Raw genomic sequence first — 20,835 nt, 5'->3', positions numbered from 1 at the left:
CCCAAACGCCTGTCATGGGATAGCGCTGGCTTACGTCCTACATCTGTCGAATGAATGCAGTTCTACTCGTCACGCTCTACGCGCTCGCGCCGCCGCTTCTGCTCTGGCGCTACTACCGGCTGGCCGGTCATGGGGCGTGGTGGGACTTCGCGCTTGCCGCGAACGTCGCGCTCAACGCGGTGGCGGCGGGGCATTTTGCTTGGGACGAGGCGGCGAAGATCGAGCCGGGGCACTGGGCCTACGGCTGGGGAGAGAGGCTTGGGCCGACGGCGTTGGTGCTGACGCTTCTGATGGCGCTGATCCTCGCCCTGAAACCGTGGCCGAGAGCCGCCGTACCCCGTCGCGCGACCCGGCGTCGGAAGGCTGGCGCGGCGCGGCGCGAGCCCGTAGTCTCGGCCGGAAACAAGGGTGACGCGGAATGACGGACAGACATCTCGCTGAATTGAACGTCGGACGCCTCGTCGCTCCCACGGGCGATCCCCGCGTGGCGGACTTCATGGCGAATCTCGACCGGGTGAACGGGCTCGGCAAGCGGATGCCGGGGTTCGTGTGGATGATGGAGGGTTCGGGCGAGCCGGGCACCGGAAACACCGAGACCAAGATCGACGGCGATCCGCAGTACGTGTCGAACCTGACGGTCTGGGAAAGCGTCGAGACGCTGGAAGCCTTTGTCTTCAAGACCATCCACAAGCAGTTCTACGACCGGCGTCAGGAATGGTTCGAGATCCTGGGCGAGCAGCACTTCGTCATGTGGTGGGTGCCGGAGGGTCACCGTCCCACGCTGGAGGAAGCGCTCGAGCGGCTGGAGCGGCGGAAGGTCCAGGGCGACAGCGACGAGGCCTTCGGGTGGTCCTGGCTGAGGGAACAGGGTCTCATGCGCACGCAAGGCTGCGTCGCTGCGGAATAGCGGGCTGGGCAGGACGCCCGGCCGGACCCTCTCAGACGTTCACGTTCTTCGGCGGAATTGCCTGTGCCTTTGCATCGTCGGGACGGGACTTGGCCGCGTCCATCGAGCCCTTCGCGGCCTGCGACGCCGCCTGCATCGCATCTTGGGCCAGACTCTCGGAGCGCGGGATCAATGCGGCGCACTGGCGTAGCATCCTCGACTGGAATTGCGCCATGGCCTGCGACCGGAAGGGCGCCGGAGGCGTGTCGAACTGGCTTCTCCAGCCGCCGCAAGAGGAACACAACGACCGGGAAAGCTGCGCAGATTCCCGCAAGGCGTTGCGAAGCGGGACGAACGTCGGCACATTGCTGCGACTTCTGGACGGGTGAAGGGCACGACGAATGCGTTTGTCGAAGGTGGCGATCCTCTGTTGCGCGGTGCTGATGCTGCCGGGCTGCGGCGTGGTGCGCGGATGGTTCAATGGAAGCGGTGTCGCTGCGGATGCCTTGCCGTACCGCGCGCGGTTGGCAAAGGGCGACGACGCGCGCGACCTGCGCATCTCGGTCAACGCGCCCGGTGCCACCGTCGACATGGTGCGGGAGTCCGTCCGCTTCGAGGCGACGCGCTATTGCCTGGAAACCTTCGGCGGATCGGACGCGGCCTGGGTCACCGACCCCGCCACCGGGGACTGGTCCGCCACCCGGGACGGCGACGCCCTGGTGTTCGCCGCCCGCTGCACGGCGCGCTGAGGTGACATCCGGCGGCGTGAACTGACGAAACAATTGTCATATCTCTTGCGATCCGGAAGTCTCTGAAATCACGGGACAAGTCTTCCTTTATCCACACGTCTCCGCGAGGATCCGCCGTTTTGCGTGACCCGGCCTCCCCAAGAGGCGGATGCCGGATTATATCTCGCTCAGCCGAACGGGTTGCGGGACCCCCGGCGGAAGGAGAGTTGAAGACCCATGTATCGTACCCTGATTGCCTGTGCGTTCATCGCGACCAGCACCTCGGCCGAGGCGCTGGCGCCTTTGCACAAGGATCCGACCGTCCTCAACGGCTTCTACGCCATCGGCCTGGCGGACGAGGTGAGGAAGAACTGCGACTCGATTCAGCCGCGGCTGATCCGCGCCTACAGCTACCTTCGCGCCCTGCAGCAGTACGCCAAGGATCAGGGCTATTCCGACGCCCAGATCGATGAACTGAAGGACAACAAGGCCGAGAAGGAAAAGCTGCGCACACGGATTCGTGCGGACCTTGCGGCACGGGGCGCGAGCCCGAAATCCCCCGAAGGCTATTGCACTGTCGGCCTCGAAGAAATAGCCAAGGGCAGCGCCGCGGGGAAGCTCCTGCGGGCGAGGTAAGGGCCGCCCGGACAGTGGCGGCGGCATCCCGAGGGACCCGAGGCCATGTCCGACCTGAAGAAGCTCATCATCGACGGAATCGAGATCGAGGTCGACCCCGCGCTGACCCTGATCCAGGCGGCCGAGCAGGCGGGTATCGAGATCCCCCGCTTCTGCTATCACGAGCGTCTGTCGATCGCGGGCAACTGCCGGATGTGCCTTGTCGAGGTCGTGGGCGGACCGCCGAAGCCCACTGCGTCCTGTGCCATGCAGGTCAAGGACTTGCGTCCCGGTCCTGAAGGCCAGCCGCCTGTCGTGAAGACGAATTCTCCCATGGTGAAGAAGGCCCGCGAAGGGGTGATGGAGTTTCTGCTCATCAACCACCCCCTCGATTGCCCGATCTGCGACCAGGGCGGGGAATGCGACCTTCAGGACCAGGCGATGGCCTATGGCGTCGACTTCTCGCGCTACCGCGAGCCGAAGCGTGCCGTCGACAACATGAACCTAGGGCCGCTGGTGGCCACGCAGATGACGCGCTGCATCTCCTGCACGCGCTGCGTGCGCTTCATCACCGAGGTCGCAGGGATGCCCGAGTTGGGGCAGACGGGGCGCGGCGAGGACGCCGAGATCACGTCCTATCTGGACCAGACGCTCGATTCCGAGTTGCAGGGCAACATCATTGACCTTTGCCCTGTCGGCGCGCTGACGTCGAAGCCCTATGCCTATACCGCGCGCCCCTGGGAACTTCGCAAGACCGAGTCCATCGACGTGATGGACGCCCTCGGCTCGAACATCCGCATCGACGTGAAGGGGCGCGAGGTCATGCGCATCCTGCCCCGCAACAACGACGGCGTGAACGAGGAATGGCTGTCCGACCGCTCGCGCTTCGCCTGGGACGGGCTGCGCCGCCAGCGGCTTGACCGGCCGTACATCCGCGAGAACGGCAAGCTGCGTCCGGCGACCTGGCCCGAGGCACTTTCCGCTGCCGCCGCCGCCATGAAGGGCGGCAAGGTCGCGGGCCTCGTCGGTGATCTGGCCCCGGTCGAGGCGGTCTATGCGCTGAAGCAACTCGTCGAAGGGCAGGGCGGGTCGGTCGAGTGCCGCACCGACGGCGCCAAGCTGCCCGCCGGCAACCGCTCGGCCTACGTCGGCACGGCCGCGATCGAGGATATCGACCGCGCCAAGTCGATCCTGCTGATCGGAACCAACCCGCGCGACGAAGCGCCGGTTCTGAACGCGCGCATCCGCAAGGCCTGGCTGGCCGGGGCGAAAGTGACGCTCGTCGGCAAGCCTGTGGACCTGAGCTATCCTTACAGCCACGTCGGCACCGGGCGCGAAGCGCTGGCCAAGCTCGCCGACGAGGACCACAACGACCATCAGGACATCGCCAGCATCGTGATCGTGGGGCAGGGCGCACTGACGCTCGACGGCGGCAAGGGCGTTCTTGCGGACGCGATGCGCGTCGCCGACAAGGCTGGCGCGAAATTCCTGGTCCTGCATTCCGCCGCGTCGCGCGTGGGCGCGCTGGACGTGGGCGCGGTTTCCGCGGGCGGCGTGCAGGGCGCGCTCGATGGGGCGACGGCGGTCTACTCGCTCGGCGCCGACGAGGTCGAGATCCCGGCGGGCCCGACGGTGATCTATCAGGGCAGCCACGGCGACAGGGGCGCGCACCGCGCCGACATCATCCTGCCGGCAGCCGCCTGGACCGAGGAGAACGGCCTTTTCGTCAACACGGAAGGCCGCCCGCAACTGGCCCTTCGCGCGAACTTCCCGCCGGGCGAGGCGAAGGAGAACTGGGCGATCCTGCGCGCCCTTTCGGCGGAGATGGGCGCCACGCTGCCCTTCGACAACCTGGCGCAGCTTCGCCAGGCACTCCTGAAGGACGTGCCGCACCTGCGCTTCGTCGACAGCGTGCCCGCGAACGAGTGGAAGCCGGTCGAGGCCGAGGGCGCGGGTCACGGCGATTTCGGCCTGTCCGTCGAGGCGCATTACCTGACGAACCCGGTCCTGCGCGCGGCGCCCCTCATGGGCGAGTTGCAGGGCATGATGCGGACCCGGACGGCGGGCAAGCTGGCTGCCGAATAGGGGCCTAATTGGTTAACGCGCAGCGGTCGGGGCTGGCGCTCGCGGCGAAGATAATGTTTAGAAGGGGCGGGCAAAAAACCGGCCCCTGTACTATGGGACAAGAGGACTCATGGCCGATTTCCTGACGACGCCTCTCGGCATCCTCGTCATCATCGTGGCACAGGTGCTGCTGGTCGTCGCGTTCGTGATGATCAGCCTGCTGTTCCTGGTCTACGGTGACCGCAAGATCTGGGCGGCGGTGCAGATGCGGCGCGGCCCGAACGTCGTCGGTCCCTGGGGCATCCTGCAATCGGTCGCGGACGCGCTGAAGTACGTCGTGAAGGAGGTCGTGATCCCGTCGGGAGCGGACCGCTTCGTGTTCCTTCTGGCGCCGCTTCTGTCCTTCGTTCTGGCGATGATCGCCTGGGCCGTGATCCCGTTCTCGGACACCTGGGTCCTTGCCAACCTCAACGTCGCGATCCTCTATGTCTTCGCCGTGTCCTCGCTCGAGGTTTATGGCGTGATCATGGGCGGTTGGGCGTCGAACTCGAAGTATCCGTTCCTGGGATCCCTTCGTTCCGCCGCGCAGATGATCTCCTACGAGGTCTCGATCGGCCTCATCATCGTCGGCATCATCATCTCGACCGGCTCGATGAACTTCGGCGACATCGTGCGCGCGCAGGACGGCGGCTGGGGCCTCTTCTCGTGGTACTGGCTGCCGCACTTCCCGATGGTGTTCCTGTTCTTCATCTCGGCGCTGGCCGAGACGAACCGGCCGCCCTTCGACCTGCCGGAAGCTGAGTCCGAGCTCGTCGCGGGGTATCAGGTGGAATACTCGTCAACGCCGTTCCTTCTGTTCATGGCGGGCGAGTACATCGCGATCTTCCTGATGTGCGCGCTGACCACGCTGCTGTTCTTCGGCGGCTGGCTGTCGCCCATCCCCGGCCTGCCCGACGGCGCGCTGTGGATGGTGCTGAAGATGGCGTTCTTCTTCTTCGTCTTCGCCATGGTGAAGGCGATCGTGCCCCGCTACCGCTACGACCAGCTCATGCGGATCGGCTGGAAGGTGTTCCTCCCGCTGTCGCTGGCTTGGGTCGTGCTTGTGGCGTTCCTGGCCCGCTACGAGGTGCTTGGCGGCGCCTGGGCCCGCTGGACCGTGGGAGTCTGACAATGGCGAACATCGACTGGAACAGGGCGACGCGCTACTTCCTTCTGACCGACGTGCTCAAGGGCTTCGGTCTGGGGCTGAAGTATTTCTTCGGCCCGAAGGCGACGCTGAACTACCCGCACGAAAAGGGGCCGCTATCCCCGCGTTTCCGGGGTGAGCATGCGCTCCGCCGCTATCCGAACGGCGAGGAACGCTGCATCGCCTGCAAGCTCTGCGAGGCGATCTGCCCGGCGCAGGCCATCACCATCGACGCGGAACCCCGCGAGGACGGATCGCGACGCACGACGCGCTATGACATCGACATGACGAAGTGCATCTACTGCGGCTTCTGCCAGGAGGCCTGTCCGGTCGATGCCATCGTCGAGGGTCCGAACTTCGAATTCTCGACCGAGACGCGGGAGGAGCTGTTCTACGACAAGGCCAAGCTGCTCGCCAACGGCGACAGGTGGGAAGCCGAGATCGCCCGCAACCTCGAAATCGACGCGCCGTACAGATGACCGATCAGCAGAACCCCTTCGAAGCGATGATGCGCATGAGCCAGGAGTGGGCCAAGGCGGTCAATCCGGCGCTTGAATCCTTTACGCCCAAGGGGTTCGAGGCGCTTTGGCCGACGATGCCCAAGGACATGATGGAAACCGTCATGGGCAAGACCTTCAATCCCGAAGGCCTGGACGCCAAGACGAAGCTTCTGCTGACCCTGGGCGCGCTGACGATCCTCGGCGCCCAGGCCGAGGCGCAGATCCGGCTGACGGTCCGGCACGCGCTGGAGGCGGGGGCCACGAAACAGGAAATCGCCGAGACCATCGCCCTTGTCGGCGTCTTCGGGGGCGTCCCCGCGATGTCGAAGGCGATGGAGCTCGCAAGCTCGGTCATGGAGACCGGGCCGGAGGACGACGCATGACGCCACAGGTCTTCGCCTTCTATCTCTTCGCGATCGCCTGTGTGGGCGGCGGGCTGTTCACCGTGATCGCGCGAAACCCGGTCCATTCGGTGCTGTGGCTGATCCTGGCCTTTCTCTCGGCCGCGGGGCTTTTCGTCCTGCTCGGGGCCGAGTTCGTGGCGATGCTGCTGGTCATCGTCTACGTCGGCGCCGTCGCGGTGCTGTTCCTTTTCGTGGTGATGATGCTGGACGTGGATTTTGCCGAGCTGAAGGCCGAGATGGCCAAGTACATGCCGCTCGCACTTCTGATCGGCGTCGTGATCCTGATGCAGCTGGCGCTGGCTTTCGGCGTGTGGACCACAGCCGAGGGGGTCACGATGGCCGTGGCGCCCGATGCGATCATCGGGGTGGGTCGGCACAACACCGATGTCCTCGGGCGCGTTCTCTACGACCAGTATTTCCTGCTGTTCCAGCTCGCCGGCCTGATCCTTCTCGTGGCTATGGTCGGCGCGATCGTCTTGACCCTGCGGCACCGCGACTGGGTCAAGCGGCAGGACGTGCTGCAACAGATGTATCGTGATCCGGCCAAGGCGATGGTCCTCAAGGACGTGAAGTCGGGACAGGGGCTCTGACATGGCGAAGCGCGGCGTATTCGGAACTTTGGGCGGGCTGTTCAAGCTGGCGATCTGGGCCCTCGCGGCCGTTGTCGTCCTTGCGCTGTGGCTGAACTGGTCGAAGGACGAGGTGGTCGAGACCGAGACGGCCGCGACCGAGACCTCCGCCGACACGCTGCCTGCGCGGGCCGAGCAGACGCCGGAAAGCGTTGCCGCCGAGGAAAGTGCGACCCCGGTCCCGGCCGAGGCCGAGACGGGCGGAGCCGCCATACCGGAGGGCACCGGCCTGGCCGAGACGCCCGCCGATGCAGGAGCCGCCGCCACGGCTGAATCTCCCGACGACACGCCACCGCCGTCGCTGGAAGCGCCGGCCGCAGAGGCAATGCGCAGCGCCGTCGAGGGCGCCGTCGATACCGCGAACCGCTCGCTGACCGAAGCCCAGGGCAGCGGAACGTCCTCTGGCGCCGCCGCCGAGATACTCCCCGCTCCCGTTCTCGAGGAAGAGGACATGGTGAAGATCCCGGTCCCCGAGCCGATGACCGTGATCGACGTCGTGACGGATCCCGCAGTCTATGCCTTCGTCGAGGCGCGGCCGGTCGAGAACGGCATCGACCTGACGACCACACAGACCGTGGACGGCGAGACGACCTTCGTGCGCCGCCGCGTCATCTGCGATCCGCTGTCGACCGCCGTGATCGGCGAGGCGGTGGCGGTCGAAGCTCTGCCGGGTGCGCCGGACGGCGTCGACACGACACCTGCCGAGGATGGCAGCACCGACGCGGCGCTGGCGTCCTTCGCCTGCGGGCTCGACCTTGAAGAGACGGGACAATGATCGGACTGGAACACTACCTCACCGTCGCGGCGGCGCTCTTCGTCATCGGGATCTTCGGCATCTTCCTGAACCGGAAGAACGTCATCATTCTTCTGATGTCGATCGAACTGATGCTGCTGGCGGTGAACATCAACCTCGTCGCCTTCTCGGCCTACCTCCACGACATCACGGGGCAGGTCTTCACGCTCTTCGTCCTGACGGTGGCCGCCGCCGAAGCCGCCATCGGGCTTGCGATCCTCGTCTGCTTCTTCCGCAACCGCGGCACAATCGACGTCGAAGACGTCAACGTGATGAAGGGCTGAGAACATGGAATCGATCATCCTCTTCTCTCCCCTCATCGGGGCCCTTCTCTGCGGGTTCGGCTGGCGGATCATGGGCGAATACGCTGCCCAGTGGACCGCGACCTTCCTTCTGTTCATCGCCTGCGCGCTGTCGTGGATCGTCTTCCTGACCTTCGACGGCGGCACGCAGCACGTCCAGATCCTGCGCTGGATCGAAAGCGGGACGCTGGCGGCCGACTGGGCGATCCGGCTGGACCGGCTGACGGCGATCATGCTGATCGTGGTGACGACGGTCTCGGCTCTCGTCCACCTCTATTCGCTCGGCTACATGGCGCATGACGACAATTTCCGGGAGGGCGAGAGCTACAGGCCCCGCTTCTTCGCCTACCTGTCGTTCTTCACCTTCGCGATGCTGATGCTCGTGACCTCGGACAACCTGGTCCAGATGTTCTTCGGCTGGGAGGGCGTGGGCGTCGCCTCGTATCTTCTGATCGGCTTCTACTTCCGCAAGCCTTCCGCGAACGCCGCCGCGATCAAGGCCTTCGTTGTCAACCGCGTCGGCGACTTCGGCTTCGCGCTCGGCATCTTCGCCATCTACTTCATGGTCGACTCGGTCAACTTCGACGACATCTTCGCCGCGGCGCCCGCGCTGGCCGAACGGAACGTGCTGTTCCTGTGGGAGCACTTCAACGCCGCCGAGCTGGTCTCGCTTCTGTTGTTCATCGGCGCCATGGGCAAGTCGGCGCAGTTCCTGCTGCACACCTGGCTGCCCGACGCGATGGAGGGCCCGACGCCCGTGTCGGCCCTGATCCACGCGGCGACCATGGTGACGGCGGGGGTCTTCCTCGTCTGCCGCATGTCGCCCCTGATCGAGTTCGCGCCCTACACCAAGACCTTCATCGTCTACATCGGCGCGATCACCGCCTTCTTCGCGGCGACGGTCGGACTCGTGCAGACCGACATCAAGCGCGTGATCGCCTATTCGACCTGCTCGCAGCTTGGCTACATGTTCGTGGCGGCAGGGGTGGGCGTCTATTCGGTCGCGATGTTCCACCTCTTCACCCACGCCTTCTTCAAGGCGATGCTGTTCCTCGGCGCGGGCTCGGTCATCCACGGGATGCACCACGAGCAGGACATGCGGAACTATGGCGGCCTTCGCCACAAGATGCCCTACACCTTCTGGGCGATGATGATCGGGACGCTGGCCATCACCGGCGTCGGCATACCCCTGACGCACATCGGCTTCGCGGGTTATCTGTCCAAGGACGCCGTCATCGAAAGCGCCTGGGCGGGCGGCACCTCGGCGGCGAGCTTTGCCTTCGTGGCGCTGGTCGTGGCGGCTCTGATGACCAGCTTCTATTCCTGGCGGCTGATCTTCCTGACCTTCTTCGGAGAGCCGCGGGGCGACAAGCACACCCACGAACACGCGCATGAAAGCCCGACGGTCATGCTGGTCCCGCTGGGCGTCCTGGCCGTGGGCGCGGTCTTCGCGGGCATGGTGTGGTACGGCCCCTATTTCGGCGAAAGCGAAAAGATCGCGCGCTTCTTCCACATTCCCGCAGCCGGCGCCGAGGCGCATGGCGAAGGCGAGGCGGCCGAAGCCGACGGCGACCACGCCGATGGCGAGGGTGTCGCGGCGGCCGTCGAGGAGGCCGGAGAGGGTGACGCGGAAGGTGCAGCCGAAGCCGTCACCGAGACGTCGCACGACGACCCCGACGCCGAAGGGCGTCACTTCGCCTTCGGCGGCGCGCCGGGCGAGGGAGCGATCTACATCGGAGCGGACAACCACGTCCTCGACGATGCCCACGCCGCGCCGGTCTGGGTCAAGGTCAGCCCGTTCCTTGCCATGCTGATCGGGCTGGGTCTGGCGTACCTCTTCTACATCCTGCGCCCCGACCTTCCGGGAAAGCTCGCCGCGAACCAGGCGCCGCTCTACCGCTTCCTGCTCAACAAGTGGTACATCGACGAGATCTACGATTTCCTCTTCGTCCGGCCCGCCAAGGCGCTTGGGCGCTTCCTGTGGAAGCAGGGCGACGGGACGACCATCGACGGCTTCCTCAATGGTGTCGCCCTGGGCGTCGTGCCCTTCTTCACCCGCCTCGCAGGGCGGGCGCAGTCCGGTTACATCTTCACCTACGCCTTCGCCATGGTGCTGGGCATCCTGGTGCTCGTCACCTGGATGACGCTGAGCGGAGGGAACTGAGACCATGTTCCTCGACAACCTGATCTCGATCGTCATCTTCATTCCCGCCGTTGCGGCGGCAATCCTCGGCCTGTTCCTCCGGGGCGATGACGAGGCGGCGCAGCAGAACGCCAAGTGGCTGGCGCTGGCGGCGACGACGGCGGCCTTCCTTGCCTCGCTCTTCCTCTTCGCCGGCTTCGACTCGGCGGATCCCAACTTCCAGTTCGTCGAGGAGACGACCTGGATCCTGGGGCTGAGCTACAAGATGGGCGTCGACGGCATCTCGATCCTCTTCGTGATGCTGACGACGTTCCTGATGCCGCTCGTCATCCTGTCGTGCTGGGATGTGACGCACCGGGTCAAGGAATACATGATCGCCTTCCTGGTCCTCGAGTCGCTGATGCTGGGCGTGTTCTGCGCGCTGGACCTGGTGCTGTTCTACCTGTTCTTCGAGGCCGGCCTGATCCCGATGTTCCTCATCATCGGAATCTGGGGCGGCAAGGAGAGGATCTACGCGGCGTTCAAGTTCTTTCTCTACACCTTCATCGGCTCGGTCCTGATGCTTGTGGCGATGATCGCGATGTACGTCGACGCGGGCACCACCGACATCACCGAGCTTCTCGTGCACGAGTTCTCGTCGGGAACCATGTCGGTCTTCGGCTGGCAAGTCGTGGGCGGGCTCCAGACGCTGCTCTGGCTCGCCTTCTTCGCGTCATTCGCGGTGAAGATGCCGATGTGGCCGGTTCACACCTGGCTGCCCGATGCCCACGTCCAGGCGCCCACGGCGGGCTCGGTCGTGCTGGCGGCGATCCTGCTGAAGATGGGCGGCTACGGCTTCCTGCGCTTCTCGCTGCCGATGTTCCCGGTCGCCTCGGACCTGCTGGTCGACTTCGTCCTGTGGCTCTCGGCCATCGCCATCGTCTACACCTCGCTCGTGGCGCTTATGCAGGAGGACATGAAGAAGCTCATCGCCTATTCGTCCGTCGCACACATGGGCTTCGTGACCGCGGGTATCTTCGCCGCGAACCAGCAGGGTCTCGACGGGGCGATCTTCCAGATGATCTCTCACGGCTTCATTTCCGGCGCGCTCTTTCTCTGCGTCGGCGTGATCTACGACCGGATGCACACGCGCGAGATCGATGCCTACGGCGGCCTTGTGAACCGGATGCCGGCCTATGCGGCCGTCTTCATGCTGTTCACGATGGCGAACGTGGGCCTGCCGGGCACCAGCGGGTTCGTCGGCGAGTTCCTGACCCTCGTGGGCATGTTCCAGGCCAACACATGGGTGACGGCGGTGGCTGCGACGGGCGTGATCCTTTCGGCGGCCTATGCGCTCTGGCTGTATCGCCGCGTGGTGATGGGCGACCTCATCAAGGAAAGCCTCAAGTCGATCACTGACCTTACGGCGCGCGAGAAGTGGATCTTCGCGCCGCTCGTGGTCATGACCATCCTGCTCGGCGTCTATCCGAGCCTCGTCATCGACATCACCGGACCCTCCGTCGAAGCGCTTCTGGGCGACTACACGACGGCTGTGGCCGACCATCAGGCGACGGGCGTCGTCGCCGAGAACGGAGGCCACTGATGCTGCCCGGCGATCTCTCCATCATCATGCCCGAGATCATCCTCGCGGTCTTCGCCATGGTGGGCCTCCTCGTGGGTGCCTATGGCGGCAAGGACAAGACGGGCCCGGCGATGCTGTGGGCCACGGCCGTCCTCTTCATCGTCCTGGCGGCCTGGATCGGGTTCCAGGGGGCCGGGACGGCACATGCCTTCCTGGGCATGTTCGTCGACGACGCCTTCGCGCGCTTCGGCAAGGTCACGGTCCTTCTGTCGGCGGCCGTCGTCCTCCTGATGTCCGAATCCTACATGGCGCGACGCAATCTTCTGCGGTTCGAATACCCGCTTCTGGTGGCGCTTGCGGTCGTCGGCATGATGGTGATGGTCTCGGCCGGCAACCTGATGTCGCTCTACATGGGGCTCGAGCTTCAGTCGCTGGCGCTCTACGTGATCGCCTCGCTGCGGCGCGACAGCGTCAAGTCGACCGAGGCGGGGCTCAAGTACTTTGTCCTCGGCGCGCTGTCCTCGGGCCTTCTGCTGTATGGTGCGTCGCTGGTCTATGGCTTCGCCGGCACGACGCAATTCCTGGGCATCCTTGCGGTCGTGGGTATCGACACGTCGCTCGGCCTTCTGTTCGGACTGTCGTTCGTCATCGCGGGCCTTGCCTTCAAGATCTCGGCCGCGCCCTTCCACATGTGGACGCCCGACGTCTACGAGGGGTCGCCGACCCCGGTCACGGCCTTCTTCGCCACGGCGCCCAAGGTCGCGGCGATGCTTCTCTTCGCGCGCGTCGTCCACGACGCCTTCGGCGGTGTGACGGATGACTGGCAGCAGATCCTCGCGGTCCTCTCGGTCGCGTCCATGTTCCTCGGCGCCGTGGCCGCCATCGGCCAGCGCAACATCAAGCGCCTGATGGCTTATTCCTCGATCGCGCACATGGGCTATGCGCTCATGGGCCTCGCGGCCGGCACGGCCGCAGGGGTCGAGGCGATGCTGATCTACATGGCGATCTACGTCGTGATGAACATCGGCACCTTCGCGTTCATCCTGTCGATGGAAAAGGACGGCTCGCCGGTCACCGACATCGAGACCCTGTCGATGCTGTCGAGGCGCGACCCGATGCGGGCCCTGGCGATGCTGGTCCTGCTCTTCAGCCTCGCGGGCGTGCCGCCGCTTCTGGGGTTCTTCGCGAAGTACGCGGTCCTTCTGGCGGCGGTCGAGGCGGGGCTGACCTGGCTTGCCATTCTGGGCGTGATCGCCAGCGTCATCGGTGCGTTCTACTACCTCAGGATCGTCTACCTGATGTATTTCGGCGCAGACGAGAACGAGCTCGACACCGGCGGTTCGACCATGCTGCGCGTGATCGCGATGGCGAGTGCGGCGATCATGGTCCTGGGCCTGTGGAACCTCTTCGGTGTGGAAGGCGTGGCGAAAGCGGCGGCGGCGACGCTTGTCAACTGACGCGCCCAGACGGGCGGTCCGCGCATGACCGGACTCCTGCCCTGGCCCGAGCGCACCGGACGCATCGTGCTCGAAGAGGTCGACAGCACGATGTCCGAGGCGGCGCGGCTCGCGCCCGAACTGAAGCAGCCGACCTGGATCATGGCGCTGCACCAGAGCGCTGCGCGCGGACGCCGCGGGCGGTCGTGGGAGATGCCGAAGGGCAACTTCGCGGCCAGCTTCGTCTTCCGTCCGGCGGGCACGGCGGCGGAAGCGGCGCTTCGATCCTTTTCTGCCGCGGTGGCGCTTTTCGAGGCGCTGGCCCTGTCGGTCGAGCGCGACCGGCTGTCCCTGAAGTGGCCAAACGACGTCCTTCTCGACGGCGGCAAGGTCGCGGGCATTCTTCTGGAAAGCGTCGGCACGCAGGACCAGATCGACTGGCTGGCGATCGGCTTCGGCGTCAACCTCGCCTCGGTGCCGGAGGGCGTGCGCGACGCGTCCTTCCCCCCGGTGAGCCTCGAAGGGGCAGGGGCGGGTCCTCTCGACCTCGACGAACTGCTGTCGCGGCTGGCGCAGAACATGGCGACCGAGGAAGGCATCTTCGCCGAACTGGGTTTCGCTCCGATCCGCGAGAAGTGGCTGCGCCACGCCGCGCGGCTGGGTGAGGTCATCACCGCACGAACCGCGCGCGACGAGGTGACGGGCGTTTTCGAGACCGTCGACCCCTTCGGTCAGCTTGTGCTTCGCACGCCGGACGGTCAGGTATCGATACCTGCGGCCGACGTCTATTTCTGAGAGGAGAGGGCGATGCTTCTGTGCATCGACACGGGCAACACCAACACGGTCTTCGCGCTTTGGGACGGCCGCACGTTCGTCGGCACATGGCGCGCCTCGACCGAGCATCAGCGGACCGCCGACCAGTACTTCGTCTGGCTGTCCACGCTGATGGCCACCCGAGGTCTGTCCGACGCGGTGATCGACGAGGTCGTGATCTCGTCGACCGTGCCGCGCGTCGTCTTCAACCTGCGCGTCCTCTGCGACCGCTATTTCAACTGCCGGCCTCTGGTGGTCGGCAAGCCCGAATGCCGCCTGCCGGTGCCGCCCCGCGTCGAGGAGGGCGTCCGCCCCGGACCCGACCGGCTGGCGAATGCCGCCGGCGCCTTCGACCGCCACGGCGGCGACGTGATCGTGGTCGACTTCGGCACCGCGACCAACTTCGACGTCGTGGCGACCGACGGCGCCTATGTCGGCGGCGTGATCTCTCCGGGGGTCAACCTCTCGCTCGAGGCGCTGCACATGGGAGCCGCCGCGCTGCCCCACGTCGACATCAGCCAGCCCGACAAGGTCATCGGCACCAACACCGTCGAGTGCATCCAGTCCGGCGTCTTCTGGGGCTATACCGGCCTGATCCAGGGCATCACTGCGCGGGTGAAGGCCGAATACGGCAAGCCCATGAAGGTCATTGGAACCGGCGGCCTCGCACCTCTCTTCGCCCAGGGCGAGGACCTCTTCGACGTGGTCGAGGACGACCTGACCATGCATGGTCTGACCGTCATCCACGCCTTCAACAAGGAAACCAAATGAGCAATGACCGCCTGATCTATCTGCCCCTGGGGGGCGCGGGCGAAATCGGGATGAACGCCTATGTCTACGGCTGGGGCGCGCCGGGAAAAGAGCGGCTGATCGTCGTCGACCTTGGCGTGACCTTTCCCGACATGGACGGGTCCCCCGGCGTCGACCTGATCTTCGCGGACCTGGCCTGGCTCGAGGCGAACGCCAAGCGGATCGAGGCGATCTTCATCACCCACGCGCACGAAGACCATGTCGGCGCCGTGGGACTGACGTGGTCGCGGCTGCGCGCCCCGGTCCACGCCCGGCCCTTCACCGCGCTTCATGCCAAGCGCAAGATGGAGGAGCAGGGCCAGAACCCGGACGCCGTGCAGATCGCGCCCACATGGCCCCAGACGATCAAGGCCGGTCCCTTCACCGTGGGCTTCGCGCCGATCAGCCATTCGATCCCGGAAAGCGCCGCCCTCGTCATCGATACGCCCGGCGGGCGCGTCGTGCATTCGGGGGACTTCAAGCTCGACCCTACGCCGCTCGTCGGCGAGGCCTTCGATCCCGCCCTATACGCCGAGATCGCTCGTCCTGGCATTCGTGCATTGGTCTGCGATTCCACCAACGTTTTCAGCCCGCATCCCGGACGGTCGGAGGCGACCCTCGGGCCCGCGATCACCGAACTGGTGCAGAGCGCGCCCTCGCTCTTCGTGGCGACCACCTTCGCGTCGAACGTCGCGCGGGTACGCACGCTGGCCGAGGCGGGCGTTGCGGCGGGGCGCACCATCTGCCTCATGGGGCGGGCGATGCGTCGGATGATCGAGGCCTCTGTCGAAGCCGGCGTCCTGACCGATTTCCCGAGCACGGTGCCGGTCGAAGAGGCCGACTCGATCCCGCGGCAGAACCTGATGCTGATTGTCACCGGAAGCCAGGGTGAGCGTCGCGCGGCGAGTGCCGCGCTGTCGCGCGGCAAGTATCTGGGGGTCGAGCTGAAAGAGGGCGACACGTTCCTGTTTTCGTCGAAGACCATCCCCGGCAACGAGAAGTCCGTCATCCGCATCATCAACCAGTTGTCCGAGAAGGGCGTCGACGTCGTCGACGACCGTTCCGACGCCTATCACGTCTCGGGCCACGCGAACCGGCCGGACCTGATGCGGCTGAACGAGATCCTGCGTCCGCGCATGGTGATCCCGATGCATGGCGAGCACCGTCACCTGCGCGAGCACGCGCGGCTGGCGCGCGCGGCCGGCATGGGATCGCTGATCGCGATCAACGGCAGCATGGTCGATCTGACGGGGGACGAGCCGCGCATCGTCGAATACATCGAGGCGGGACGCACCTATCTTGACGGCAAGGTGCAGATCGGAGCGATGGACGGGGTGGTGCGCGATCGCATCCGCATGGCGCTGAACGGCCACGTCCTCGTCACGCTGATCATGGAGGACGACGAGCCCCTGGGCGAGCCTTGGGTGGAGCTTCGCGGCCTGCCCGAGACGGGCACGTCGAAGGCGCCCCTTGCCGAGGTGATGGAGGAGGACCTCGCCCAACTCGTCGGTCGAGCGAAGCGGAACCTCCTGTCGGACGACGAGCGGCTCGAGGAAGAGCTGCGACGCGCGGTCCGTCGCACGGCCGAGGACGAGATCGGCAAGAAGCCCGAGGTCACGATCGTCATCAGCCGGCTGTCCTGAACCGACTTTCTTTCCCGGGGCTATGGGTGTACGCCGCCAGCGCCCTAGGTCGTGCGATGACCCGGCGCACCCCGCGCCGGCCCGATCCAAGGAGAGCGAAATGATCGAGAAAAAAGGGTCCGCGAAGTGGCAGGGCAGTCTGAAGGAAGGCAAGGGCCGGGTGATGACCGAGACGGGCGCGCTGGACGCCCCCTATGGTTTCCGCCAGCGGTTTGAGGGCGAAGCCGGCACGAACCCCGAAGAAATCCTGGGCGCGGCCCATTCGGCGTGCTTTTCGATGGCGCTGGCCAACATCCTCGCCCAGGCCGACATGACCCCCGACAGCATCGAGACGACGGCCACCGTCACGCTCGACGCCTCGTCGCTGACGATCACGAAGGTTCATCTGGACGTACGCGCCAAGATTGCGAACGCGGACGAGGCGGCGTTCCAGGACGCGGCCAAGAAGGCGAAGGAAGGCTGCCCGGTGTCGAAGCTGTTCAAGGCTGACATCTCGATGGATGCCAAACTGGCCTGACCTAATGTAACTTAACGCGACGGGGCGGAGGGCGGGTCAGCCCGCCTTCCGCTCGTCGAAGCTCATCGCAATGAAGCTGGGCAGGTGGTCGCCCATGCCGACGACCTTGGGGCCATTGTCGCGTTCCCGGTTCCGATTGCGTCCCCGGTTGTCGTCACGCTCTTCGTCGCGGCGGGGTTCGCGGGGTTCGTCGCGGCGCTCCACACGCGGCTCGTCCTGTTGAATCGCTTCGGCTTCGGCGACATCCTCGACGGCGACAGGCGCAGGCTCGGCTGCCTTGACGACGGGCGCATCGGCTTCCTTCTCGCGGCCGCCGGAGCGTCCTCCGCGGCGGACGCGGGTGCGCTTCGGGCGTTCTTCCTCGGTCGGTTCCTCGGCGGGTGTCGTGGACAGCGGGCTGTCCGAGCGGGGGATCGTCGTGCCGATCAGCCGTTCGATCGCGGCAAGGTTCTTCTCATCCGCTGGCGTCGACAGCATCACGGCCTTGCCGTCGCGTCCCGCCCGGCCTGTGCGGCCGATGCGGTGGACGTAATCCTCGGAATGGGTCGGCACGTCGAAGTTGAAGACATGGCTGACCGCGGGAATGTCGAGCCCGCGGGCTGCGACGTCGGAGGCGACGAGGAAGCGGAGGCTTCCGTCACGGAAGAAATCCAGCGTGCGCGTCCGCTGCGACTGTTCCAGATCGCCGTGGATCGGCGCTGCGTCATAGCCGTGGGTCTTCAGCGACTTGGCGACGATGTCGACGTCGGTCTTCCGGTTGCAGAAGACGATCGCGTTGGTGCAGGCGGCGCCTTCACGGTCGATCAGGGCGCGCAGCGCGGCGCGCTTCTCGCCTGCCGAGCGGTCACGGCGCGACGGCTTCAAGAGCACGACTTCCTGCGCGATGGTCTCGGAGGCGGTCGCCTGCCGCGCCACCTCGATCCGCGCCGGGTTCGACAGGAACATGTTGGTGATCCGTTCGATCTCGGGCGCCATGGTGGCCGAGTAGAACATCGTCTGGCGGGTGAAGGGCGTCAGGCTGAAGATGCGTTCGATGTCGGGGATGAACCCCATGTCGAGCATCCGGTCGGCCTCGTCCACGACCATGATCTGCACGCCGGTCAGAAGAAGCTTGCCGCGCTCGAAATGGTCGAGAAGGCGGCCGGGCGTCGCGATCAGCACGTCGACGCCGCGGTCGATCAGCGCGTCCTGCTCCTTGAACGAGACGCCCCCGATCAGAAGCGCCTTCGTCAGCTTCACGTTGGCCGCGTAGGTGTCGAAGTTTTCGGCCACCTGGGCGGCGAGTTCGCGCGTGGGGCACAGGACCAGCGAGCGCGGCATCCGGGCGCGGGCGCGGCCGCGCGCCAGCAAGTGGATCATCGGCAGGGTGAAACTGGCGGTCTTGCCGGTCCCGGTCTGCGCGATCCCAAGCACGTCGCGGCCCTCGAGCGCGGGCGGTATGGCACCGGCCTGGATCGGGGTGGGGGTATGATAACCAGCCGCCTCAACGGCCTTGAGCACTTTCGGCGACAACGCCAGATCGGAGAATTTCGTCATGTCGGTCCATGTGTTACGGACCAACACTGGGCCCGTCGGCGAAGCAGCGCGGGTCCGGATGACCACAAGCTTATCCACAAGCCGCCGCAACTGCAGGGTTCGTAGAGGAAAGCAGGCGTCGCGTCAATTGACGCTCGCGTGTTCGCAACAATCATGTGCTGGGGCAGAGCTTTGTTTCAACATAGCAAAATGCGGGCGACGTTAACTTTCCTTAACGTTTGTTCGTAAATCGCTTGCCGCGCACGGGACTTTTCTGCGTCGCATGAGGTGATTCGCATCCCTTGCGTGGCTGACGCGATCCAGGATCGCCGGGGCGTTGCGACGGGCGCCTCGGGTGCGCGATCCAGGGCGCGGCGCAAATCTTATGCACATCAGCCGCTTGCGTCTTCCGCCGCACGAATCTGGCGCAGCGCCGCCTCGATCTTGAGCGCGAGGAGCTTGCGTCCGAGGTCCGGCGTCGCAATGTGCGGCCGACCGTCGAACCCCGCATCGGCACCGGGCGGCGCGGCGACGGGCGCGGCGCGCACTGAAGCGGGGGAGACGGCCATCAGTTCGGAGGTGTCGCGCAGGCCTGCATGCTGGCCTATGTCGGCCTGGTCAAATCCGTCGGACAACAGCCAGTCGAGCTGGCCGTTGGCGGCGTAGTAGTCGGCGACGTGCAGCACGGTCACGCCGTCCTTCTGCCATTCCTGCGAGAGACGCTCTGCGACCTCGGCCTGGGGTGCCTGGTTCCACAGGCTGTCCCCGACGAAAAGGATGCGGGTAAAGCCATGGGTGATTAGGCTGCGCGCGGTGTGTTCGAGAACGGCGGCGAAAACATCGTCCGGGACGGACAGGGTGCCGGGCCAGCGCATGTGATCCGTCGGTGTGCCGCCGGTGGCACCCTCCGGGACATAGGCCACGACGGGCGCGACCAGCGTGCCGCCAAGGCGGGCCGCGATCTCGCCCGAGGTGTGGCGGACGATCAGATTGTGCTTGCCGAGGACCGCGTGGGGGCCGTTCTGTTCGACCCCGCCCGTGGGCACGATGACGGTGTCGTAGCCTTGGGCGAGGGCGTCGGCGACCTCGGTCCACGTCAGCTCTTCCATGTGGAGGCTCGGGAGGCCGCGTGTCGCCGAGAAGACCGGGGTCTGGAGCAGAAGGGCCGTCGCCGCCGCCAGTCCCGCCAGCCCGAGGGCGGCGGTGCGTCCGGGTACGCTGGGTCTCTTCGCCGGTCGCACCAGGCCCCAGGCCATGCGGAACGGCTTCCAGTAGAACTCGGTCACCGATCCGAAGGGGTTCGGCTCTTCCTTCGAGATGCCGAACTCCAGTTTCTCATAGCCTTTCGGGACGTAGAGGGTGCCGAAGAGCCAGTCCCAGAACGCGAAGATGAGGCCCATGTTGCGGTCCCAGTGGCGGCGCTCGACCGAGTGGTGAATCTGATGCTGCGCGGGCGAGATCAGGATATAGGACAGCCACGGCGGGTACGACAGCCAGACCGGCGAGTGCCGCAGGTTATAGCCGACGAGGTAGAAGGCGAAGATGCCGGCGTTCACGTTCATCACGGTGATTTCGCTCGGCGTCGATAGGGTCAGGTATGTGAAGCCTGCGAGCGCCAGCGCGATCAGGCCCGAGCTTGCGAAGCCGGTGAAGAACAGGTCGACGGGGTGCATCCGGTAGACCGTGGCGGGGGTCAGCACCTCGGCCGAGTGGTGGACCTGGTGGAACTGCCAGAGCACCGGGATGCGGTGTTGCAGGTAGTGCGTCGACCAGACGGCCAGGTCGATGGCCAGGAGAACGACGACCGTGTAGGCGAGGGCGCTCCACGTCGATGGTTCGAATACGGCGGTGTCGCGCGTACCGAACAGCGACTCGAGGCCCTGCCCGAAGGCGCCGAACATGACATGGGCGACCAGAAGCATCTGCGCGACGATGCCGTAGTAGATCAGCCCGTTCAGGACGAAGTACATGTAGTCCTGCCGGGCCGAGGCATGGAACCACACGCGCCGGTCGAAGACGTAGCCGAGAAACCCATGCGAGACGGCGTCCGGGCGCGCGCCCTCGGCCTTCCACGAGAACCAGACGTAGGAGCCGAAAGCGAGGACGAAAGCCGTCAGCAGGTAGAGGTAGAACATCGTCTCGGACGGCAGCAGAGGCGCCATCCAGGCCACCAGTGTCCCGCCGAGGGTTGCGTAGAAATCCATGTCCGCTCTCGCTGCTCAGACTGGGCGCCACGGTGTGCCCCGCGTGCGTCCGAGCGCGACTTTTCCCTTTCACTGTGGCGATTTTGGGGCGGGATGGACGCTCAGGC

21 protein-coding genes are annotated in these 20,835 nt (G+C 65.8%); 19 read left to right on the top strand and 2 right to left on the bottom strand.

Features of this window, described 5'->3' with window-relative positions; genetic code table 11:
• The first annotated feature begins 50 nt into the window (after nucleotides 1–50).
• The 19 genes from EF888_RS13485 (at nucleotide 51) to EF888_RS13395 (ending at nucleotide 17,009) form a co-directional block, all read left to right on the top strand.
• Nucleotides 51–422, top strand: coding sequence for a hypothetical protein (locus EF888_RS13485; protein ID WP_109758100.1), 372 nt, complete (start codon nucleotides 51–53; stop codon nucleotides 420–422).
• Nucleotides 419–907 carry a DUF3291 domain-containing protein gene (locus EF888_RS13480; protein ID WP_109758101.1) on the top strand — a complete coding sequence of 163 codons (489 nt, stop codon included), beginning with the start codon at nucleotides 419–421 and terminating at the stop codon, nucleotides 905–907. Before EF888_RS13485 ends, EF888_RS13480 begins: the two co-directional genes overlap by 4 nt.
• 89 nt (nucleotides 908–996) lie before the next feature.
• Nucleotides 997–1,275 (top strand): hypothetical protein, encoded by a 279-nt coding sequence (locus EF888_RS13475; protein ID WP_126918576.1) that lies wholly within the window; start codon nucleotides 997–999, stop codon nucleotides 1,273–1,275.
• Between the two features lie 12 nt (nucleotides 1,276–1,287).
• Nucleotides 1,288–1,635, top strand: coding sequence for a hypothetical protein (locus EF888_RS13470; protein WP_109758102.1), 348 nt, complete (start codon nucleotides 1,288–1,290; stop codon nucleotides 1,633–1,635).
• A gap of 216 nt (nucleotides 1,636–1,851) precedes the next feature.
• Complete coding sequence (locus tag EF888_RS13465; RefSeq protein ID WP_109758103.1) at nucleotides 1,852–2,250, top strand: DUF5333 domain-containing protein; 399 nt, start codon at nucleotides 1,852–1,854, stop codon at nucleotides 2,248–2,250.
• Nucleotides 2,251–2,295: 45 nt separating this feature from the next.
• Complete coding sequence (gene nuoG / locus EF888_RS13460; RefSeq protein WP_109758104.1) at nucleotides 2,296–4,314, top strand: NADH-quinone oxidoreductase subunit NuoG; 2,019 nt, start codon at nucleotides 2,296–2,298, stop codon at nucleotides 4,312–4,314.
• A gap of 109 nt (nucleotides 4,315–4,423) precedes the next feature.
• Nucleotides 4,424–5,461, top strand: coding sequence for an NADH-quinone oxidoreductase subunit NuoH (gene nuoH / locus EF888_RS13455; RefSeq protein ID WP_109758105.1), 1,038 nt, complete (start codon nucleotides 4,424–4,426; stop codon nucleotides 5,459–5,461).
• Nucleotides 5,462–5,463: 2 nt separating this feature from the next.
• Nucleotides 5,464–5,958 carry an NADH-quinone oxidoreductase subunit NuoI gene (gene nuoI, locus EF888_RS13450; RefSeq protein WP_109758106.1) on the top strand — a complete coding sequence of 165 codons (495 nt, stop codon included), beginning with the start codon at nucleotides 5,464–5,466 and terminating at the stop codon, nucleotides 5,956–5,958.
• Entirely contained in the window at nucleotides 5,955–6,362 is a 408-nt protein-coding gene (locus EF888_RS13445) for a carboxymuconolactone decarboxylase family protein (protein WP_109758107.1), read from the top strand. The genes nuoI and EF888_RS13445 overlap by 4 nt, the downstream gene beginning before the upstream one ends.
• On the top strand, nucleotides 6,359–6,973 hold the full coding sequence (locus EF888_RS13440; protein WP_109758108.1) for an NADH-quinone oxidoreductase subunit J: 615 nt from the start codon (nucleotides 6,359–6,361) through the stop codon (nucleotides 6,971–6,973). Before EF888_RS13445 ends, EF888_RS13440 begins: the two co-directional genes overlap by 4 nt.
• A 1-nt stretch (nucleotide 6,974) precedes the next feature.
• Nucleotides 6,975–7,787: a hypothetical protein gene (locus tag EF888_RS13435; protein WP_109758109.1), complete on the top strand. Its 813-nt coding sequence runs from the start codon at nucleotides 6,975–6,977 to the stop codon at nucleotides 7,785–7,787.
• On the top strand, nucleotides 7,784–8,089 hold the full coding sequence (gene nuoK / locus EF888_RS13430; protein ID WP_109758110.1) for an NADH-quinone oxidoreductase subunit NuoK: 306 nt from the start codon (nucleotides 7,784–7,786) through the stop codon (nucleotides 8,087–8,089). The genes EF888_RS13435 and nuoK overlap by 4 nt, the downstream gene beginning before the upstream one ends.
• Nucleotides 8,090–8,093: 4 nt before the next feature.
• Nucleotides 8,094–10,271 carry an NADH-quinone oxidoreductase subunit L gene (gene nuoL, locus EF888_RS13425; protein ID WP_109758111.1) on the top strand — a complete coding sequence of 726 codons (2,178 nt, stop codon included), beginning with the start codon at nucleotides 8,094–8,096 and terminating at the stop codon, nucleotides 10,269–10,271.
• Between the two features lie 4 nt (nucleotides 10,272–10,275).
• Nucleotides 10,276–11,832 carry an NADH-quinone oxidoreductase subunit M gene (locus EF888_RS13420; protein ID WP_109758112.1) on the top strand — a complete coding sequence of 519 codons (1,557 nt, stop codon included), beginning with the start codon at nucleotides 10,276–10,278 and terminating at the stop codon, nucleotides 11,830–11,832.
• Nucleotides 11,832–13,268 carry an NADH-quinone oxidoreductase subunit NuoN gene (gene nuoN, locus EF888_RS13415; protein WP_109758113.1) on the top strand — a complete coding sequence of 479 codons (1,437 nt, stop codon included), beginning with the start codon at nucleotides 11,832–11,834 and terminating at the stop codon, nucleotides 13,266–13,268. Before EF888_RS13420 ends, nuoN begins: the two co-directional genes overlap by 1 nt.
• 24 nt (nucleotides 13,269–13,292) lie before the next feature.
• Entirely contained in the window at nucleotides 13,293–14,042 is a 750-nt protein-coding gene (locus EF888_RS13410; RefSeq protein WP_109758114.1) for a biotin--[acetyl-CoA-carboxylase] ligase, read from the top strand.
• Nucleotides 14,043–14,054: 12 nt separating this feature from the next.
• Nucleotides 14,055–14,831, top strand: a complete 777-nt coding sequence (locus EF888_RS13405) for a type III pantothenate kinase (protein ID WP_109758115.1) — start codon at nucleotides 14,055–14,057, stop codon at nucleotides 14,829–14,831.
• Nucleotides 14,828–16,492 (top strand): ribonuclease J, encoded by a 1,665-nt coding sequence (locus EF888_RS13400; protein WP_109758116.1) that lies wholly within the window; start codon nucleotides 14,828–14,830, stop codon nucleotides 16,490–16,492. Before EF888_RS13405 ends, EF888_RS13400 begins: the two co-directional genes overlap by 4 nt.
• A gap of 100 nt (nucleotides 16,493–16,592) precedes the next feature.
• Entirely contained in the window at nucleotides 16,593–17,009 is a 417-nt protein-coding gene (locus tag EF888_RS13395) for an OsmC family protein (RefSeq protein WP_109758117.1), read from the top strand.
• Nucleotides 17,010–17,045: 36 nt separating this feature from the next.
• On the opposite strand, the gene EF888_RS13390 is transcribed toward EF888_RS13395, so the two are convergent.
• Together EF888_RS13390 and EF888_RS13385 are read right to left on the bottom strand one after the other, a co-directional pair.
• Nucleotides 17,046–18,545 carry a DEAD/DEAH box helicase gene (locus EF888_RS13390; RefSeq protein WP_109758118.1) on the bottom strand — a complete coding sequence of 500 codons (1,500 nt, stop codon included), beginning with the start codon at nucleotides 18,543–18,545 and terminating at the stop codon, nucleotides 17,046–17,048.
• 371 nt (nucleotides 18,546–18,916) lie between these two features.
• A complete protein-coding gene (locus tag EF888_RS13385) occupies nucleotides 18,917–20,728 on the bottom strand; it encodes a creatininase family protein (RefSeq protein WP_109758119.1) in 1,812 nt (603 codons plus the stop codon).
• Between the last annotated feature and the right edge of the window lie 107 nt (nucleotides 20,729–20,835).

It is taken from the genome of Silicimonas algicola, from assembly GCF_003970735.1.
Taxonomy (GTDB): domain Bacteria; phylum Pseudomonadota; class Alphaproteobacteria; order Rhodobacterales; family Rhodobacteraceae; genus Silicimonas; species Silicimonas algicola.
This window is presented reverse-complemented; position numbering and strand designations above follow the sequence as displayed.

Excerpts from the sequence above, each read along its gene's own strand:
- EF888_RS13485 (WP_109758100.1), top strand. The coding sequence starts at position 51 with ATGAATGCAGTTCTACTCGTCACGCTCTACGCGCTCGCGCCGCCGCTT.
- EF888_RS13480 (WP_109758101.1), top strand. The coding sequence starts at position 419 with ATGACGGACAGACATCTCGCTGAATTGAACGTCGGACGCCTCGTCGCT.
- EF888_RS13470 (WP_109758102.1), top strand. The coding sequence starts at position 1,288 with ATGCGTTTGTCGAAGGTGGCGATCCTCTGTTGCGCGGTGCTGATGCTG.
- EF888_RS13465 (WP_109758103.1), top strand. The coding sequence starts at position 1,852 with ATGTATCGTACCCTGATTGCCTGTGCGTTCATCGCGACCAGCACCTCG.
- nuoG (WP_109758104.1), top strand. The coding sequence starts at position 2,296 with ATGTCCGACCTGAAGAAGCTCATCATCGACGGAATCGAGATCGAGGTC.
- nuoH (WP_109758105.1), top strand. The coding sequence starts at position 4,424 with ATGGCCGATTTCCTGACGACGCCTCTCGGCATCCTCGTCATCATCGTG.
- nuoI (WP_109758106.1), top strand. The coding sequence starts at position 5,464 with ATGGCGAACATCGACTGGAACAGGGCGACGCGCTACTTCCTTCTGACC.
- EF888_RS13445 (WP_109758107.1), top strand. The coding sequence starts at position 5,955 with ATGACCGATCAGCAGAACCCCTTCGAAGCGATGATGCGCATGAGCCAG.
- EF888_RS13440 (WP_109758108.1), top strand. The coding sequence starts at position 6,359 with ATGACGCCACAGGTCTTCGCCTTCTATCTCTTCGCGATCGCCTGTGTG.
- EF888_RS13435 (WP_109758109.1), top strand. The coding sequence starts at position 6,975 with ATGGCGAAGCGCGGCGTATTCGGAACTTTGGGCGGGCTGTTCAAGCTG.
- nuoK (WP_109758110.1), top strand. The coding sequence starts at position 7,784 with ATGATCGGACTGGAACACTACCTCACCGTCGCGGCGGCGCTCTTCGTC.
- nuoL (WP_109758111.1), top strand. The coding sequence starts at position 8,094 with ATGGAATCGATCATCCTCTTCTCTCCCCTCATCGGGGCCCTTCTCTGC.
- EF888_RS13420 (WP_109758112.1), top strand. The coding sequence starts at position 10,276 with ATGTTCCTCGACAACCTGATCTCGATCGTCATCTTCATTCCCGCCGTT.
- nuoN (WP_109758113.1), top strand. The coding sequence starts at position 11,832 with ATGCTGCCCGGCGATCTCTCCATCATCATGCCCGAGATCATCCTCGCG.
- EF888_RS13410 (WP_109758114.1), top strand. The coding sequence starts at position 13,293 with ATGACCGGACTCCTGCCCTGGCCCGAGCGCACCGGACGCATCGTGCTC.
- EF888_RS13405 (WP_109758115.1), top strand. The coding sequence starts at position 14,055 with ATGCTTCTGTGCATCGACACGGGCAACACCAACACGGTCTTCGCGCTT.
- EF888_RS13400 (WP_109758116.1), top strand. The coding sequence starts at position 14,828 with ATGAGCAATGACCGCCTGATCTATCTGCCCCTGGGGGGCGCGGGCGAA.
- EF888_RS13395 (WP_109758117.1), top strand. The coding sequence starts at position 16,593 with ATGATCGAGAAAAAAGGGTCCGCGAAGTGGCAGGGCAGTCTGAAGGAA.
- EF888_RS13390 (WP_109758118.1), bottom strand. The coding sequence starts at position 18,545 with ATGACGAAATTCTCCGATCTGGCGTTGTCGCCGAAAGTGCTCAAGGCC.
- EF888_RS13385 (WP_109758119.1), bottom strand. The coding sequence starts at position 20,728 with ATGGATTTCTACGCAACCCTCGGCGGGACACTGGTGGCCTGGATGGCG.